Source organism: Rhodopseudomonas sp. B29 (assembly GCF_000333455.1).
GTDB lineage: Bacteria > Pseudomonadota > Alphaproteobacteria > Rhizobiales > Xanthobacteraceae > Rhodopseudomonas.
The window spans coordinates 1-16,026 of record NZ_BADD01000287.1 but is presented as its reverse complement, the minus strand read 5'-3'; the positions used below and the strand labels follow the sequence as shown (position 1 = coordinate 16,026).

Annotated in this window: 14 protein-coding genes and 4 pseudogenes; 4 read left to right on the top strand and 14 right to left on the bottom strand. The window is 64.5% G+C overall.

What is annotated here, in order from left to right; translation table 11 throughout:
• A pseudogene (locus tag I5M_RS33610) lies at nt 1-116 on the bottom strand (alpha/beta hydrolase); the annotation flags it as partial.
• 106 nt (nt 117-222) lie between these two features.
• On the opposite strand from I5M_RS33610, the gene I5M_RS10590 reads away from it, so the two are divergent.
• Nucleotides 223-1,455: a Coenzyme F420 hydrogenase/dehydrogenase, beta subunit C-terminal domain gene (locus I5M_RS10590; protein WP_031336028.1), complete on the top strand. Its 1,233-nt coding sequence runs from the start codon at nt 223-225 to the stop codon at nt 1,453-1,455.
• Between the two features lie 113 nt (nt 1,456-1,568).
• Nucleotides 1,569-2,018: a PA2169 family four-helix-bundle protein gene (locus I5M_RS10585; protein ID WP_022721380.1), complete on the top strand. Its 450-nt coding sequence runs from the start codon at nt 1,569-1,571 to the stop codon at nt 2,016-2,018.
• Between the two features lie 167 nt (nt 2,019-2,185).
• On the opposite strand, the gene I5M_RS10580 is transcribed toward I5M_RS10585, so the two are convergent.
• The 8 genes and pseudogenes from I5M_RS10580 to pufB form a co-directional block, all read right to left on the bottom strand.
• Complete coding sequence (locus I5M_RS10580) at nt 2,186-2,638, bottom strand: hypothetical protein (RefSeq protein WP_022721379.1); 453 nt, start codon at nt 2,636-2,638, stop codon at nt 2,186-2,188.
• 90 nt (nt 2,639-2,728) lie between these two features.
• Nucleotides 2,729-5,896 carry an efflux RND transporter permease subunit gene (locus tag I5M_RS10575; protein ID WP_022721378.1) on the bottom strand — a complete coding sequence of 1,056 codons (3,168 nt, stop codon included), beginning with the start codon at nt 5,894-5,896 and terminating at the stop codon, nt 2,729-2,731.
• A gap of 9 nt (nt 5,897-5,905) precedes the next feature.
• Nucleotides 5,906-7,095: pseudogene (locus tag I5M_RS29495) on the bottom strand (efflux RND transporter periplasmic adaptor subunit).
• Between the two features lie 480 nt (nt 7,096-7,575).
• Nucleotides 7,576-7,866 (bottom strand): hypothetical protein, encoded by a 291-nt coding sequence (locus I5M_RS10565; RefSeq protein ID WP_022721377.1) that lies wholly within the window; start codon nt 7,864-7,866, stop codon nt 7,576-7,578.
• A gap of 12 nt (nt 7,867-7,878) precedes the next feature.
• A complete protein-coding gene (locus I5M_RS10560; protein WP_022721376.1) occupies nt 7,879-8,529 on the bottom strand; it encodes a hypothetical protein in 651 nt (216 codons plus the stop codon).
• A gap of 18 nt (nt 8,530-8,547) precedes the next feature.
• Nucleotides 8,548-9,984, bottom strand: a complete 1,437-nt coding sequence (locus I5M_RS10555) for a PucC family protein (protein WP_022721375.1) — start codon at nt 9,982-9,984, stop codon at nt 8,548-8,550.
• A gap of 189 nt (nt 9,985-10,173) precedes the next feature.
• The gene (locus tag I5M_RS10550; RefSeq protein WP_011504171.1) at nt 10,174-10,353 is read right to left on the bottom strand and encodes a light-harvesting protein; all 180 of its coding nucleotides are present in this window, start codon (nt 10,351-10,353) and stop codon (nt 10,174-10,176) included.
• Between the two features lie 24 nt (nt 10,354-10,377).
• Nucleotides 10,378-10,533: a light-harvesting antenna LH1, beta subunit gene (pufB, locus tag I5M_RS10545; RefSeq protein WP_022721374.1), complete on the bottom strand. Its 156-nt coding sequence runs from the start codon at nt 10,531-10,533 to the stop codon at nt 10,378-10,380.
• Nucleotides 10,534-10,954: 421 nt separating this feature from the next.
• Here pufB and I5M_RS10540 point away from each other — a divergent pair, with 421 nt between their 5' ends.
• The gene (locus I5M_RS10540) at nt 10,955-12,313 is read left to right on the top strand and encodes a GAF domain-containing sensor histidine kinase (protein WP_022721373.1); all 1,359 of its coding nucleotides are present in this window, start codon (nt 10,955-10,957) and stop codon (nt 12,311-12,313) included.
• Nucleotides 12,314-12,331: 18 nt separating this feature from the next.
• Nucleotides 12,332-13,000 carry a response regulator transcription factor gene (locus I5M_RS10535; protein ID WP_022721372.1) on the top strand — a complete coding sequence of 223 codons (669 nt, stop codon included), beginning with the start codon at nt 12,332-12,334 and terminating at the stop codon, nt 12,998-13,000.
• A gap of 185 nt (nt 13,001-13,185) precedes the next feature.
• Here I5M_RS10535 and I5M_RS10530 read toward each other — a convergent pair whose 3' ends face one another.
• The 5 genes and pseudogenes from I5M_RS10530 to I5M_RS29485 all read right to left on the bottom strand — a co-directional run.
• A complete protein-coding gene (locus tag I5M_RS10530; RefSeq protein ID WP_031336026.1) occupies nt 13,186-13,431 on the bottom strand; it encodes a DUF2249 domain-containing protein in 246 nt (81 codons plus the stop codon).
• A gap of 35 nt (nt 13,432-13,466) precedes the next feature.
• Nucleotides 13,467-13,853: pseudogene (locus tag I5M_RS34400) on the bottom strand (NnrS family protein).
• Entirely contained in the window at nt 13,850-14,689 is an 840-nt protein-coding gene (locus I5M_RS29490) for an NnrS family protein (RefSeq protein ID WP_376738674.1), read from the bottom strand. The pseudogene I5M_RS34400 and the gene I5M_RS29490 overlap by 4 nt, the downstream one beginning before the upstream one ends.
• 243 nt (nt 14,690-14,932) lie before the next feature.
• On the bottom strand, nt 14,933-15,625 hold the full coding sequence (locus I5M_RS10520; protein WP_022721370.1) for an NnrU family protein: 693 nt from the start codon (nt 15,623-15,625) through the stop codon (nt 14,933-14,935).
• Between the two features lie 173 nt (nt 15,626-15,798).
• A pseudogene (locus I5M_RS29485) lies at nt 15,799-16,026 on the bottom strand (phosphoglucomutase, alpha-D-glucose phosphate-specific); the annotation flags it as partial.

Genomic DNA, 16,026 nt, shown 5'->3' with positions numbered 1-16,026 from the left:
CGAAAAGTCCGGCCCATCGGGTCGGTGACGTCGTCGAGCGACTCGGCCTCCAACGCTTGGGCGACGTTCTCGCCCGGGCCGCCGCCTTTGACGAGGCCGATGCCGATGCCGCCGAGCCTATGTCGGCGACGAACGCGTGCAGCCGCAGCAAGGTGACTTTTACGGCGGCTGGATCACCTCGACCGTCGTCGGCCCCTTCAAAGGCGGCCCGGGGACGCGCGGATGGTAGCTCGGCACGATCACGCCGCTGGATTGTGGACGCCACCGCTGAATGCGCCGGCGCCGCGCGACTTATGCACCGATTGCGGCGTATCGCGGATGAGCGATCCGAAGCGCTGCGGCCAGGCCTGCCAGTTCATCAAGCCCGACTATCCGGCGATGGAGCTGAAGATCCACGGCCGCAGGCGCGATCCTTCGCGCGCTGACGAAGCGTTCTTCGGCCCCTATCGCCGTATGCTGCAGGCGGCGATGAAGGAGCCGCGCGACGGCGCGCAATGGACCGGCATCACCACCACCATCGGCCAGCGCCTGCTGGAGACCGGCGCGGTTGATGCAGTGCTGACCATGACGGCCGATCCGCACGACAAGTGGAAGCCGGTGCCGGTGCTGGTGACCAAGCCCGAAGACATGGCGCGCTGCCGCGGCATGCGGATGGGCTACGCGCCGTCGCTGGCGCTGCTCGAAAACGCGCTCTCGGCCGGCTACAAGCGGCTCGCCGTCATCGGCATCCCGTGCCAGATCTACGCGCTGCGCTCGCTCGAACAGCAGCTCGGCTTCGATCGGCTCTACGTGATCGGCACACCGTGCTCGGACAACACCACCACCGAAGCGTTTCACGGCTTCCTGCGGCTGCTCTCCGATAAGCCCGAGACCATCACCTATCTGGAATTCTGCGCCGACTATCACGTCGAGCTGCGGTTCGACGACGGCAGGCAGAAACGCATCCCATTTCTGCTGCTGCCGATCTCCAAACTGCCCAGCGACTTCTTCCCAATCACTTGCCGCACCTGCGTCGACTACACCAACACGCTGGCCGACATCACCGTCGGCTATATGGGTGGCCGCGGCGAGCAGTGGCTGCTGGTGCGCAACGAGCGCGGCGAGGAGCTGCTCGAGCTGCTCGGCGACGAGGTGAAGCTGACCGAGCCGACCACCGCCGGCAGCCGCATTGCGCCGGTGAAGGGCTTCCTCAAGAACACCGAACTCGCCGCCGGCGGCCTGCCGGTGCGCGGCATGCCGAACTGGCTGCGGCCGTTCATGGGTTGGCTGATGCCGAAAGTCGGCCCACGCGGGATCGAATTCGCCCGCGCCCGCGTCGAGATGAAGGCGGTCGAAAGCGTGCTGCACCTGCGCCGCGCTTATCAGTCCAAAATGAAGAACATGATCCCGGCGCACGTTTGGGCGCTGGTGAAGCCCTACGGCCTCGAGCCGCTGGACGGCGAGCGACGCGATTAAACGCGGCAGGCCTCGCTTGTCCGGAATATACCGGACAGAACCTGTTCCCTCTCTCCTTTGTTGTTCCGCCGGTCCCGGCAACCGGCCGGCGAAGCGATTGGAGGGGAGACAGAATGGACACCGACCTGATCGATCATCTCAAGAGCCTGCACACCAGCGCCATCGATGCCCGTAACGGCTACNAAGAAGCCCTGGAAGACGCCGAGGGGCAGGGCCTGACATCTCTGTTCCGCGACATGATCGCGCTCCACCACGGCAACGCCGAAGAACTCGGCGGCATCCTGATCAACGCCGGCGAGCACGCCGACGACAGCGGCTCGTTCATGAGCGTGATCCATCGCACCATCATGAGCGTGCGCTCGCTATTCAACGGCCTCGACGGCAGCGTGCTGCCCGGCCTGATCGACGGCGAGAAGCGAAATATCGGCAAATACGACGATGCGCTGAAAGCTGCGCTCACGTCGCCGGCAGTCGCCGCCACACTGCAGGCCCAGCGCGCCAAGATCCAGGAGAAGATCATGCTGATGGAACAGCAGAAGGCAGCGTACGAGGCGGCGACTTAGCGTTACTCCGTCATTGCGAGGAGCGTAGCGACGAAGCAATCCAGCGCAGTGCACTGAGTTGGATTGCTTCGTCGGCTTCGCCTCCTCGCAATGACGTGGAGAGGTTGGCAAATGAAAACGGGGGCTGCGAAGCCCCCGTTTGGTGTCGTTCACTACCCCGTTGGACTTTACTTGTTCACCGGATTTCCGGTCGAGCCCGCGGAGTTGCCGGCGCCGGTGTCGGACTGAGTCGGGGCGACGCGGGTGTCGGTGCCGGGGTTGTTGGGTTGATAGCGCTTCGGCTCGTTCTGGATGCCGGGCGGCTGCATCATGCCGCTGCCGGAGCCGGTGGTCTGGCCGGCGGGCGCGGAGATTTGGGCGGTCTGATCACCACCACGGGAATTGACGCCGAAGGCGAGCAGCCCCATCGCAATCAAAGCGAACACCGTGACGCCGACGAGTTCCGGCAGCGCGCCGTCGGCGGCCATGCCGCGTCCGTGACCGTTACCTTCCAGTGTATCTGCGGCGACCGCCCGGTTGGACCGCGAGCGGATGAAGTTGATGAAGGCGAGACCGACGATCACCACGCCTGCGGCGAGCGTGAAGAACATCAGCCAGCTAATCGGTTGATCTCCCTGCATGAAGGATCCTCCGGTTGAAGATTAAGGAAAGGAAATTGCACCTGTCCTCATCCAACCGGAGGTTTTGCGATTAGTTCCTTACAAGCCGCACTAACCTGAATGATCAGGGAGCTGGGCGTGCATCGGAACATGGTCGGCGGGGTGCTCGCTGATCGGGTCGTCCGACTTGTCGCGGCCGAGCACGCGCTGCACCGCGACGAAGAACACCGGAACGAACAGCAGCGCCAGGATCACCACCGCGATCATGCCGCCCATCACGCCGGTGCCGAGCGCCTGCTGGCTCTTGCCGCCGGCGCCCGAGGCGATCACCATCGGCAGCACGCCGCTGACGAAGGCCAGGCCGGTCATGACGATCGGGCGGAAGCGGAGATGGCAGGCTTCCATCGTCGCCTCGCGCAGGCTTTTGCCTTCGCGTCGCAGATCCCGGGCGAATTCGACGATGAGAATTGCGTCCTTGGCGGCGAGGCCGATGATGGTGATCAGGCCGACGGTGAAATACACGTCGTTGGGCAGCGACCGCATCGACGACGCAGCGACCGCGCCGGCGATGCCGAGCGGCACTGTCAGCAGCACTGCGACCGGAATGGTCCAGCTCTCGTATAGCGCCGCCAGCACCAGGAACACGATCAGCGCCGACAGGCCGAGCAGCAGCGGTGCCTGCGAGCCAGACAGTTTTTCCTGCAGCGACTGTCCCGTCCAGTCGTAGCCAAAGCCGCGCGGCAGCTGGTCGGACAGCCGCTCCATCTCGGCGATGGCATCGCCCGAGGTGTAGCCGGCGCGAGCCTCGCCACTGACACGCACCGCCGGATAGTAGTTGAAGCCGACCACCTGCGAAGGTCCCTTTGACCATTCGACCGTCGCGAAAGACGAGAACGGCACCAGTTGGCCGCGGCTGTTCTTGACGTTGTAGGCCAGGATGTTCTCGGCGCTCATGCGGTCGCCGGCGTCGGCCTGGACGATGACACGCTGCATGCGGCCGCGGTTCGGGAAGTCGTTGACGTAGGCCGAGCCGAGATTGGTCGAGATGGTGTTGTTGATGTCCTCGAAGGTGACGCCGAAAGCGCTCGCCTTCTCGCGGTCGATCACGAGGTTCACCACGGGCGCCGGCGGCAGGCCTTCGACATAGACGTTCTGCAACACCGGGCTGGCGTTGGCAGCCTTGATGAGCTGCTGGCTGGCTGCAATCAGCGCCTCGTAACCTTTCTGGCCGCGGTCCTGCAGGCGGAAGCTGAAGCCGGAGGAGTTGCCGAGGTTGTCGATCGGCGGCGGCTGCAGCGCCGAGACGCGGGCGTCGCGAATGCTGCCGAGCGTCTTGTTGGTGTGGTCGACGATGGCAGCCGCGCTGCTTTTGCTATCGCGCTCGCCCCAGTCCTTGAGGCTGACGAAGGCCTGGGCGGCGTTCATGCCCTGGCCGAGGAAGCTGAAGCCGGTCAGGAACGTGACGTTCTCCACGCCATCGCGCTTGAGCAGATAGTCCTCGACCTGCTTCACGACGTCGTAAGTGCGGCTGTAGGACGACTCCGGCGGCGTCTGCACGTCGACGGTGATGAAGCCCTGGTCATCGACCGGGAGGAAGCCGCCCGGCATGCGCGACATCGCAAAGCCGACGCCGGCGACCAGCACGGCATAGAAAATCATCAGCCGTCCGGTGCGACCGATATTCCAGCGCACGGCGCCCGAGTAGCGCTCGCGCAGGCCGTCGAGCATGCGATTAAAGCGGCCGAAGAAGCCGCGCTCGGCGTGTGCGTGACCCTTCACCACCGGCTTGAGGATCGTGGCGCACAGCGCCGGCGTCAGCGACAAAGCCAACAGTGCCGAGAAAGCGATGGCCGAAACCATCGTCACCGAGAACTGCCGATAGATGATTCCGACGGAGCCGGGGAAGAACGCCATCGGCACGAACACCGCAATCAGCACGGCAGTGATGCCGACGATCGCCGAAGTGATCTGCGACATCGCCTTGCGGGTCGCTTCCTTGGGCGGCAGTCCCTCCTCGGCCATGATGCGTTCGACGTTCTCGACGACAACAATTGCGTCGTCGACCAGGATGCCGATCGCCAGCACCATGCCGAACATGGTCAGCATGTTGATCGAATAGCCGAACAGCATCAGCGACGCGCAGGTGCCGAGCAGCGCCACCGGCACCACGATGGTTGGAATGATGGTGTAGCGGATGTTCTGCAGGAACAGGAACATCACCACGAACACCAGCGCCACCGCCTCGAGCAGCGTGTGCACCACCTTCTCGATCGAGGCTTCGACCACCGGCGTGATGTTGTAGGGGATCTCGTATTTGATGTTGGCCGGGAAGAAGCGCGACAGCTCCTTCATCTTGGCTTCGACCGCGCTGGCGGTGGCGAGCGCGTTGCCGCTCGGCGACATCAGCACCGACAGGCCGGCGACCGGCTTGCCGTTGAGGCGGGTGTTGAACTGATAGGAGAAGCCGCCGATCTCGATGCGGGCGACGTCACGTAACCGCACCGTCGAGCCGTCGGGGTTGGCGCGTAGCACGATGGCACCGAACTCGTCGGCAGAGGAGAGCTGGCCCTTGACCAGCACCAGCGCCGAGATCTTCTGGCCCTTCGGGCTCGGCTCGGCGCCGATGCTACCGGAGGCGACCTGGGCGTTCTGGGCGTTGATCGCCTTGGTGACGTCGTCGGCCGTGAGATTGTAGCCGACCAGCTTGTCGGGATCGATCCAGATGCGTAGCGCGCGCTCGGTCGAATACAGCGTGGCGCGGCCGACGCCGGGGATGCGACGGATTTCGCCGAGCACGTTGCGGATCATGAAGTCGCCGAGGCCGACTTCGTCGAGCGAGCCGTCGGTCGAACTCAGCGTGATGATCTGCAGCACCGCGCTCGAGGCTTCCTCGACCAGGATGCCCTGCTGCAGCACCGCTTTCGGCAACCGCGACTCGATGCGCTTGATGCGGTTCTGCACGTTGACCGACGCCATTTCGGTGTCGGTGCCGGGCTGGAAGTTGGCGGTGATCTCGACCTGGCCGAGCGAGTCCGAGGTCGATTCGAAATTGAGAATCCCGTTGGCGCCGTTGAGCTCCTCTTCGATCAGCCGCGTGACGCTGTTGTAGAGGTTCTCCGGCGACGCGCCGGGATATTGCGTCGACACCGAAATCGACGGCGGCGCGATGATCGGATACTGCGCGACCGGCAATAGCGGAATCGCGATCGCGCCGATCAGACAGATGAACAGCGCGACGACCCAGGCAAAGACCGGCCTGTCGATGAAAAAGGATGGCATGGGGGCGGCCTAGCGGGCGGCGCCCGGCAAACCGGCCGAGGCGTCCGCCGCCTTGGTCTCCTGCGTCGGGATCGGAGTCACCGTGTCACCGGCAGCGAATTTCTGGAAGCCGTCGACGACGACACGCGCACCGGGCTTGAGACCGTCGAGGATCAGCCACTGGCCGTCCTGCTGCGAGCCGAGCCGCACCGGCTGCACAATGACGCGGTTGTCGTCCTTGACGACGAAGACTTCGGCGCCGCCGCCGGCATTGCGCTGAACCGCCTGCACCGGCACCGCCAGCGCATCGGCATCGTAACCCTGCTCGATCCGCACCCTAACATACATGCCGGGCAAGAGCTCGCGATTGGGAATGTCGAACTCCGCACGCAGCGTCACTTGGCCGGTGTAGGCGTCGACCTGGCTTCGGAGAACAGCAGCTTGCCGTGCAACGGATAGACCGTGCCGTCATCGAGCACGAGATGCGCCCGCACCGCATCGGCGGCGATCTGGTCGAGTTCGCCGGACTCGAAGGCGCGGCGCAGCCGCACCATCTCGGCCACCGGCTGGGTGAAGTCGGCGTAGACCTTGTCGAGCTGCTGGATAGTCGCGAGGCTGGTCGAATCGTTCTGCACCACCAGCGCGCCTTCGGTGACCAGCGCGGCGCCGATGCGACCGCTGATCGGGGCGCGGATGGTGGCGTATTCGAGATTGAGCTTGGCGCGGGCAACCTCGGCCTGGCGTGCGGCGACCTCGGCGGAGGCTTGGCGCGACGTGCTCGCCGCAGCTTCATTGGCGGCGCGCGACGCCGCCTGTTCGTGCGCCAGCATGGCGACGCGCTTGGCCTGCAGCTCGGCCTGGTCACGCGCAGCCTCGGCCTTGGCGAGTGCGGCCTCTGCGGCCTGCAGGTCGACTTCGAACGGCCGCGGATCAATTTGATACAGCGTATCCCCGGCCTGGACTTCGCCGCCCTGCTGGAATTTGCGCGCAGTGATGATGCCGGAGACGCGCGGGCGAACGTCGGCGACGCGAATCGGTGCGATACGGCCGGGTAGTTCCCGCACGATCGCGCGCGGCTGCGGCTTCACGGTGACGACGCCGACATCGGGCTTGGCGGCCTCGGTGGCTTTCGCAACAGCAGGCTCGTCGCATCCGGCAAGACCGGGTGCGAGGCACGCCAGTGCCGTCGCCGTCAGAGCGAAACTCAACCATCCCCGCATAGCCACGTCGTTCACCTCATCTTCGATCGCCAGCGCTCACTCCGCAGCGATACGGAGCGCGGCCCAATCATCCGGCGACTTGATGAACAGACGTTAAGGTCGGAATTGTGCAACACAACATCCGGCTTGCGGCGGCGCAATGTCACAGCTCCTGGAACTCTTTGAGAGCGTTAGGCTTTCCCGCGCGCTGGCAAAAGTGCTGCGAGCAAATGCCGCACCGCGGGCGACCTGGCGCACGTCCTGGGCAGACACCGTCCACGAAGTCGAACCAGTTCCCTCCAAGTAACTCCACGAGGGAACACCAGGAACCCGACAATCGGGGGCGATGTACTTAAGCCGGACGATGGAACGCAGGCTGCTGAGCCGCATCGAAGAGCGTTGGCAGCCCTCAACGGAGCACAAGATCAGCGCCTTGTTTCCTGGCAGCAAAACGCCGCGGGCAGCAATGCCCGCGGCGTTCTCTTGGTCAGATCGCGTCGCTCAGAGGTTGAGCAGCAGCGGATAGCCCGAGAACGATTTGTACTCGCCGTCCTGCTTCAGCAGCAGCGGAGTGCCGGAGAAGCTCTGGTACTCGCCTTCCTGCTTGAGGATCAGCGGAGTTCCCGAGAAGCTCTTGTACTCGCCTTCCTGCTTCAGGATCAGCGGAGTGCCCGAGTAGCCCTTGTACTCGCCTTCCTGCTTCAGGATGAGGGGCTCGCCCGAGTAGCTCTTGTACTCGCCCTTCTGTTCGAGGATCAGCGGATGTCCGGAGTGTCCTTTATATTCGCTCATGGTCCAATTCCTTTATCTAGAGAGCACTGGCAGGCCCAGCCAGGAGGAGAAGATAGTCGGGCTGTTGATCAACAGCGGCTCGCCCGAGTACGATTTGTACGGACCGCTGGTGTCCAACAGCAGAGGAGTCCCTGAGAAGGACTTGTAGGGACCGCTGCTGTTGAGCAGCAGCGGCGTACCGGAAAACGACTGATACGGGCCCGAACTCTTGATCACCAGCGGAGTACCCGAAAAGGTCTTGTCGCTGTCGGTCAGAAGCCAGTCGCCGGAATAGGATTTGTACTTGCCCGAAGTGTCGAGCAGCACGGGAGCATGAAGCAAATTGGAGAACGGCGTCGCATCGCTCATCTCAGTGGCGGCCGATGCCGACGAGCCGAGGCTGATCTTGTTGGGACCGTAGCTGTCGAGGATCGCCTCGACCTTGGCGCCGAAACCGAACGCGGCTTTGGCCGCCACCACGACCGAACCCTTCTTGACGTACTCGGCATAGGTAGCCGCGTCCTTGCGCGAAACGCCTGCCTTGCCGAGCGCTGCCGCAATGTCGGCCGGCGCTGCCGACTTGCTGGTAACGACTGCGTAGTCGTAGCCACCCTTTTTCAGATCGGCTTCCAGCGCACCCAGCTTGCTGCTGGAATCGTACAACCGGGCGATGGTTTGCGTCATGGTAACTCCGTTTCAGCCTCAGGACCCCGTGAGCTGGCCCTGCATCAAAATGGGTTCCCTCCGCCGTATCAATGGGACCATCGTCACCAGCGTGGCCAAGAGCAACACCAATTCGAGGTAGTAGACGAAGTGATAACCGGCAGCGGCGCTGGACAGACTTGGCGGCACGTAAGCAGTTACCAGGTCGCGCAAGATACCGCCGAGCGCGATCGCGATGCCGGCCGCCGAGGCCTGCACCGCACCCCATGCTCCGAGCGCCAGGCCGGCCTGATCCTTCGGTGCCGCATTCATCGTGGCGGTCAGGGTGCCATGGCCGAACAAGCCGGCGCCGAATCCGATCATCAGCGTGCCTAGACCGAAGGTCAGTGCGGAGGCTGTGATCCAGGAGATGTCGGCAGAGAAGATCACCGCAAGAAAAGCCGGGATGCCGACAAGCGCGCCGGCGCTCGCCATCCGGAACGGATCGGCGCCGCGGCTGAGCACGCGCGAGGCAAGGCCGAAGCCGAACAGGCCGCCGACCGCCAATGCCGCGGTGAGCTTGGTCGTATCACCAACGCTGAGATGCAGGATCTGTCCGCCATACGGCTCGAGCAGCACGTCCTCCATGCTGAACGCCATGGTGCCGAGCCCGACCGCGATCAGCCGCCGCGTCGCGTCAGGGCCGTGAATGAACGCATCCCACGACTCGCGGAAGCCGCCCGTCGGCGCGCCCGCGACCGGGATCGGAACGCTGGTGCCGGTGCGCTGGCGCGCTTCCATCTTCCATGAGGCGATGCCGTTGAGCAGGATGGTGGCGACCGCGGCGCCCTGGATCACCTGGATCAGTCGACCCGGAGAGAAGTCAGCGAGCAGAATGCCGAAGATGATCGCGCTCGCGATCATGCCGAGCATCAGCATCGTGTACATCAGGCCGACGACCTTCGGCCGCGACTCGGCCGGAGCAAGGTCGGTCGCCAATGCGAGCCCGACAGTCTGCGTGGTGTGAACGCCGGCGCCGATCAGCAGGAAGGCCAGCGCGGCAGCAGCCTGCCCGATCCATACCGGGGCATGACCGGCTTCGCCGCCGCCGGACAGCACCAGCAGCGCAAACGGCAGAATGGCGAGGCCGCCGAACTGCACCATGGTCCCCTTGTAGAGGAACGGCACGCGGCGCCAGCCGAGAACGGATTTGTGGACGTCGGACTTGAAGCCGATCAGCGCCCGGAACGGCGCGAAGATCAGCGGGATCGACACCATCACGCCGACGATCGAGGCCGGCACTTTGAGTTCGACGATCATCACCCGGTTGAGCGTGCCGACCAGCAGCACCAGCGACATGCCGACCGCGACCTGAAACAGCGACAGGCGCAACAGCCGGGACAGCGGCAGATCCGGCGTCGCCGCATCCGCGAATGGCAGGAAGCGCGGTCCCAACGAGGCCCACGCCCTCATCACTTTTTGGCTGACTGTGTTCATCGTTCAGCAAATCCAACTTGCTTGCGTGAGTGCGGCAGATGCCACGATCCCCCGAACGAACAGCACCACTTTGTGGCCAGCGACGATCTGCGACAGATCAAACTATCGACACATGCCGGCCTGGCTACAAAGCAAGCGACCGGGACCCTTGGATCCCGGTCCAGCCACAACAGCTTCGAAGAAGCTGAATCAGCCGATGGTGACCGAGCTCTCGATCGCCGCGGTCTTGCCGTTCCAGTACTTCGGGAACCAGGTGGTGTGCGACAGCACCGCGTAGTGAACGAGAATGGCGATCACGGTGACGCTGCCGAGCAGCAGCGGGAGACCGACCGTCGGCTTGACCACAGTCCAGATGCGACCTTGATTCATTTTAGATACTCCTCAATGCGCTGATTAGTGCAGCCAGGGCGAGTAGACGTACGCCAGGAAGTGAGCGACGATGGCGATCGCACCGAAGATGCGGGTGCCGTCGATCACGTGCTTGTGGAGCTCTTCCGATTCCGCAATCGTCAGGCCGGTCGGCCAGACCTTGTTGAGATCGTCTGCCATAGTGAGTTCTCCTAAGAGACTTTCGATCAGTTTCGTGCTGAACCTGCACGTAGGTGGATCACCGTGGGCACGAGCCGGACGAAAACTCGTCCGCAGCCGCTCGTCAGTTCGCTCACGGCATTTTGCCGATGACTCCGGGGCCTAAGCGCCGATCGACAGACCACCCGTTCGAGCCCCTCGGAGACCTGGGTCATCGACCCTGCCTCCACCCGTTCGAGTTCTGCCACCGGACACCAGCTGCGGAGCCCTTCACCCGGCCGAACCGATCGCCTAAAGCTCTCGATCACGACTGAGTGATTGTAAGATTATCCTGACACACATTTTTGTCAATTTCACATGACACTCGGGACTGTCCGTGTCATACCGGACATCCTCAAACCGGTCCGCCAACGCCCGGACATGGTCAATTGAGTGACACGGAATGCAGTCAGGCATTGAAAATCCAACGGATTTTGACGCAGCCGCTCGCCTGGTTCGGCGCAGCGCCGAGCCTGCGCTATTCGAGCCGATCCGAGCCGCCCGGCAGACCGAGGCGCGCCTCCACAGCAGCCGGCTACACGATGAGCTGGTCGCGCGCCTCAGTCAGGAATCCGATCTTAGCGAGGGACTGATCCGGTTCCGCTCTCATCTGATGGCGCTGATCCCTGCCCGCGGCGTTGCGCTGTGGCTACGCGGCCAACACCTTTCGCTCGGCGAAGCGCCGCCCGCTGCGGACATTGCGGCGCTGGTCGCCTGGCTCGAGTCCAGCAATCGCACCGACGTATTTCGCACTAATGCGCTGGTTGACGTCTATCCGCCCGCTGTGGCGTTCGCGCCGCTGGCGAACGCGGTTTTGGCGTTTCCACTATCGCCTGCACCGGCTGACTATCTGATGTGGTTCAGACAGGTCGCACCGGGTGCCGTGCCCGAACCATCGCAGCGCCCCTGGCAGCCAATCGATATGGAAGCCGCCGAACGGCTGCGTGCCTCGCTGTGCGGCGTGGTGCGGCGGCGGATCGAAGGCATCGCGCGCGAACGCAAGTCGGCGCGATTACTCCAAGAGCAGCTAATGCGGCAGGTCGATATCGGCCTGCACCGCTCCAAAGACGCCACCCAGACCTTGCAGGAAGAGACGCGCCGCCGCGTCGCGGTCGAGGCCGATCTGTCTCAGCTGCTGCGCCGCACGGTCGAGGATCAGGAAGCCGAACGGCTTCGCATCTCCCGCGAGCTCCACGACACGCTCGGCCAGACGCTGACTCTATTCCAACTCGCCGTCGATGATATCGGGCGCAACACCGCTGATGATGTCATGGCGCAGGCACGCGTCGCCGAGCTGAAATCACTGACCGTCGATCTCGGCCGCCAGGTCCGCCAACTCGCCTGGGAAATTCGTCCTCCGGCACTCGACGATATCGGCATCGAAGCTGCGATCCGGCATCTGCTGGAGGTATGGAGCGAGAAGTCGCGTATCGACCTCGAGCTGCACATCACCCTCGGTGACGCCCGCCTGCCGCCCGCGGTGGAGACCACGCTGTACCGCGTGCTGCAGGAAGCACTGACCAACATCGTCCGCCACGCCGCGGCGAAGCATGTCGGAATTGTCCTGCGCCGCGGCGCCGACAACCTGACGATGATCGTCGAGGACGACGGCTGCGGCTTCGGCGATCCGGAAGCCGGCCCGCCCCGCGCGCGGCTCGGCCTGCTCGGCATCCGCGAGCGGCTGTCGCTGGTCGACGGCACGCTCGAAATCGAATCTGCGCGAGGCAAGGGCACAGCCTTGTTCGCGCGTATTCCGCTCTAGCCCGCTGAGGCTCATGCAATGGACCAGCAAGCTCCCCGACTTCGCGTCTTTCTGGCCGACGATCACCCGGTGGTGCTGAGTGGTCTGAAAGCATTGGTGGCCGGCGATCCCGGCCTCGAAATGGTCGGCGAAGCCGGCGACGGCCCCAACGCGCTGCGCCGCGCCACAGAGCTGAAGCCCGACGTCGCGGTGCTCGATCTATCGATGCCCGGCCTCAACGGCATCGAAGTCGCACGCAAATTCCTCGCCACCTGCCCGGAATGCCGGGTTCTGGTGCTGACCGTGCACGAAGACGGCGCTTACTTGCGCCAACTGCTCGACCTCGGCGTCTCCGGCTATGTGCTGAAGCGGTCCGCCACCGAAGAGCTGATCCGCGCCATTCACGCGGTCGGCGGCGGCGGGATCTATCTCGATCCGGCGATCGCCGGCCGCGCTATCGGCCGCAGCACGCCGCACGTCCACAACGGCGACGACCACAACGCCGTCGCCGAACTCTCGACCCGGGAAATCGAAGTGCTACGCCTCGCAGCCGTCGGCCACAGCAACAAAAGCATCGCCGCCAAGCTGCAGATCGGTGCCAAGAGCGTCGAAACCTACAAGGCCCGCGGCATGGCCAAGCTCGGCTTCCACAACCGCGTCGAGGTCGTCCGGTTCGCCCTCAGCATGGGCTGGCTGTCGGATCCGTAGGGCTGCCCTTATTTATTCGAACGTCATTCCGGGGCGCTCGCGTAGCGAGCGAACCCGGAATCCCGAGATGTTCTGAGCCCTCCCCCAACCACATCGAGATTCCGGGTCTGCGCGCCTATCGGCGCGCATCCCGGAATGACGTGTGGGGTCGAGGTGTCGAGGCTCTTCCCAACTGACTATAGATGCTACGCCGCCCGCCGCAGTTCGACGCGCCAGACGTCGGGCCCCTGCTCCAGATACGTCCAGCGGCAATCGTCGCCGTGGACTTGTTCGAAGAAATTGCGCAGCGGACGGGGGTCGTGATCGACCACGATCTGCAGGCCCTCGCCGACGGCGAGATGATCGAACAGCCGCGGGATGATCTCATGGCGCTGATAGGGCGGGATCTCGCGGACGTCGAGCACGCGTTCGGCTTGCGGAGTATCGGTCATCGTCATCGTCCTTGTTCAGAATTGAAAGTGATGCGTCAGGCGAGCTTGCCGCGGGCCAGCAGTGTCGGCGCGTAGCTGATGGCGAAGCCCAGGAAAGCGACAGACCAGCCGAGCGCGGCGACATGCAGCAGCCCGTCGCTATAGGCCGGCGCCAACGCCGCCGCGACGCGGGCAATGACGGCAACCAGCGCCGCCAGATACACGGCTTGGGTCGCCGCCGAGGCTCTAAGCGCCTGACCGGTGTGGCGGAGCGAGGCGCGTGTCATCACTTGCCAGCGTCATCACGCCGCGGCGCCGAACATTCAGGAGTGCAGCCCGGCGCTTGCCGGTGGGAGGCCGAACCCCGCGCAGGCCGTGAGCAGAAACCGATCGGGAACAAACAGATAGCCGACATGGAGAATCAGCAGCAGGCGATCTTTCACGGTGCGATCACCGGCCCAGCGCGCGAGGCGCACCAGATGCCCAAGCCGGGGGCAACTAGCAGCGCACCGGTGGCGGTGCCTTCCGGCCGCGCGATCCACACCACCAGCGTCAGCGCGCTGAAGGCGACGATCACCATGTCGAGCTTGCCGAACGGCTGCGGCAAGCGGCCGGGATTCTGCCGCACCAGCCAATTGCGGGTGAAGCTCGGGGTGATGCGGCCGCCGATCAGCGCGATCAGCAGGATCACGACGCCGACGCCGGCGCGGATACCGTAGTCTGCGGCGCCGTTGAAATGGGCTTCGAGATGAAACGCCACATTGCCGGCGAGCAGCAGCGTGATCAGGGCGACGACGTTGAGGTTGCGCCAGTTCCGCCCGGCCGCGATTTCACGCGCAGCGGCGAGCGCGACCAGCAACAGGAAGCTTGCATCGATCAGCAGCGCGGCGAGCCAGGCGATGTCGGCCGAGAACGTCACGGCCAGCCGGCCCGCGAACCACACCAGCACCAGCGTCAGCAGCGGCGTGCCTTGTAGCGGCAGTCGTCCGGTCCAGTTCGGGATCGCGGTCAGCAGGAAGCCGGTGATCACCGCCGGCAGATAGCCGTAGAGCATTTCGTGGACGTGCCAGTCGCGCGGCGCCAGCGCGGTCTGCAGCGTCAGCTCGCCGAAATACACCGGTAGCCACAGCAACACCGCGAGAGCGGCAAACACCGCTCCGCAGAAGAAGAATGGCCGGAAGCCGGCAGACAGAAAGGCCGGGCCCGTACGAGTGTGATAGCGCGGCACCGGCTTGCGCGTCGCCGCTTGCGGAGAAGTTTCGACGGTCGTGCTGCTCATGGCGCTCATCCGAGTTGATGACCGGCGGCACCGGTCCTCGGCTTTTCTAGAGCAAGGCCGTCGTTGCTAGTTGTGCCAGCACAAACTCGCGAACGATTTGCAGGGGAACATCCCCACCGTCATTGCGAGCCACCGGGTCCGGCCTTGGCCGGCCCGATGACAGGCTCCGCGAAGCAATCCAGCTCCGTGCACTGAGCCGGATTGCTTCGTCGCTTCGCTCCTCGCAATGACGGAGAGACGTCTTTACGGAAGCGGCGAGACGCCGATCACATAAGGGTGGAGAAGCAGCAAGCTCAGCCATGCCGCGAGGCCGACGGCGACGCGCGTCGGGCTGATCCGCCAGGCCGGCGGACGTAACCGGCCGCTGATCAGTGCAGCGAACGGCCAGAACGAGGTGTGGGCAGCCAGCGTCTGCCAGCGCTCCGCGCCGAGTTGGCGGCGTTTGCGGCGGTCGATGATCAGCATGCCGGCCAGCGCCATCAGCGCGAAGAAGCCGAACAGCAGCACATGTGCGAGATCACCGTTCGGCACCACATGAGCACCGGCCCACAGGCCGGTCGCCCACAATAGCGGATGCCTGACGATGCCGACCACGCCAGGATGTTTGGGATCGAACGGCTTGCGCGGATCACCGCCGAACGACAGCGGATTGGCGGCGCCGATCCCAAAGGCGGCGAACTGGCAGGCGAGCGGCAGCGCCAGATTGGGCGCCCACATCTGCCAGCGCTCGAACGGCCACAGTTCCACGAACGGCGCCCGTCCGGTGGCGATGATCAGCCACGCCAGCACCACGACGGATTCAATGCTGTATCCGATCAGGAAGCCGCGCTCGCCGAGTGCTCGCACCAAAGCCGCCCGCACCGCGGGACGTGCCGGGATCGCGTGGCTCATCAGGAAGACCGCGAAAGCGACAATGAATTCGGTCCAGCCGGACAAGTAAGCCTCTCGGCGCCGTCATTGCGAGGAGCGAAGCGACGAAGCAATCAGACGCAATGCACGGAGCTGGATTGCTTCGCTTCGCTCGCAATGACGGAGAGCGAAGCTACGCACCTTCAGCTCACGCCTGCCCGGTTCCGGCCTTGACGAATATCAAGCTACGCGTCCCCTCATCACGCCGCCTTTGCGAACAGCGCGCCGAGCGCGGACTGGGCTTCCTGCTGGATCCGCGCCAAATGATCGGCGCCGACGAAGCTCTCGGCGTAGATCTTATAGACGTCTTCGGTTCCGGAGGGCCGCGCGGCGAACCAGCCGTTGGCGGTGGTGACCTTGACGCCGCCAATCGGCTGACCGTTGCCGGGCGCCTTGGTCAGCACCGCGGTGATCGGCTCGCCGCGAGC

Coding starts and splice junctions, on each gene's coding strand:
- I5M_RS10555 (WP_022721375.1), bottom strand. CDS start 9,984: ATGAACACAGTCAGCCAAAAAGTGATGAGGGCGTGGGCCTCGTTGGGA.
- I5M_RS29490 (WP_376738674.1), bottom strand. CDS start 14,689: ATGAGCAGCACGACCGTCGAAACTTCTCCGCAAGCGGCGACGCGCAAG.
- I5M_RS10575 (WP_022721378.1), bottom strand. CDS start 5,896: ATGCCATCCTTTTTCATCGACAGGCCGGTCTTTGCCTGGGTCGTCGCG.
- pufB (WP_022721374.1), bottom strand. CDS start 10,533: ATGGCAGACGATCTCAACAAGGTCTGGCCGACCGGCCTGACGATTGCG.
- I5M_RS10590 (WP_031336028.1), top strand. CDS start 223: ATGGTAGCTCGGCACGATCACGCCGCTGGATTGTGGACGCCACCGCTG.
- I5M_RS10565 (WP_022721377.1), bottom strand. CDS start 7,866: ATGAGCGAATATAAAGGACACTCCGGACATCCGCTGATCCTCGAACAG.
- I5M_RS10580 (WP_022721379.1), bottom strand. CDS start 2,638: ATGCAGGGAGATCAACCGATTAGCTGGCTGATGTTCTTCACGCTCGCC.
- I5M_RS10530 (WP_031336026.1), bottom strand. CDS start 13,431: ATGACCGATACTCCGCAAGCCGAACGCGTGCTCGACGTCCGCGAGATC.
- I5M_RS10540 (WP_022721373.1), top strand. CDS start 10,955: ATGCAGTCAGGCATTGAAAATCCAACGGATTTTGACGCAGCCGCTCGC.
- I5M_RS10535 (WP_022721372.1), top strand. CDS start 12,332: ATGGACCAGCAAGCTCCCCGACTTCGCGTCTTTCTGGCCGACGATCAC.
- I5M_RS10550 (WP_011504171.1), bottom strand. CDS start 10,353: ATGAATCAAGGTCGCATCTGGACTGTGGTCAAGCCGACGGTCGGTCTC.
- I5M_RS10560 (WP_022721376.1), bottom strand. CDS start 8,529: ATGACGCAAACCATCGCCCGGTTGTACGATTCCAGCAGCAAGCTGGGT.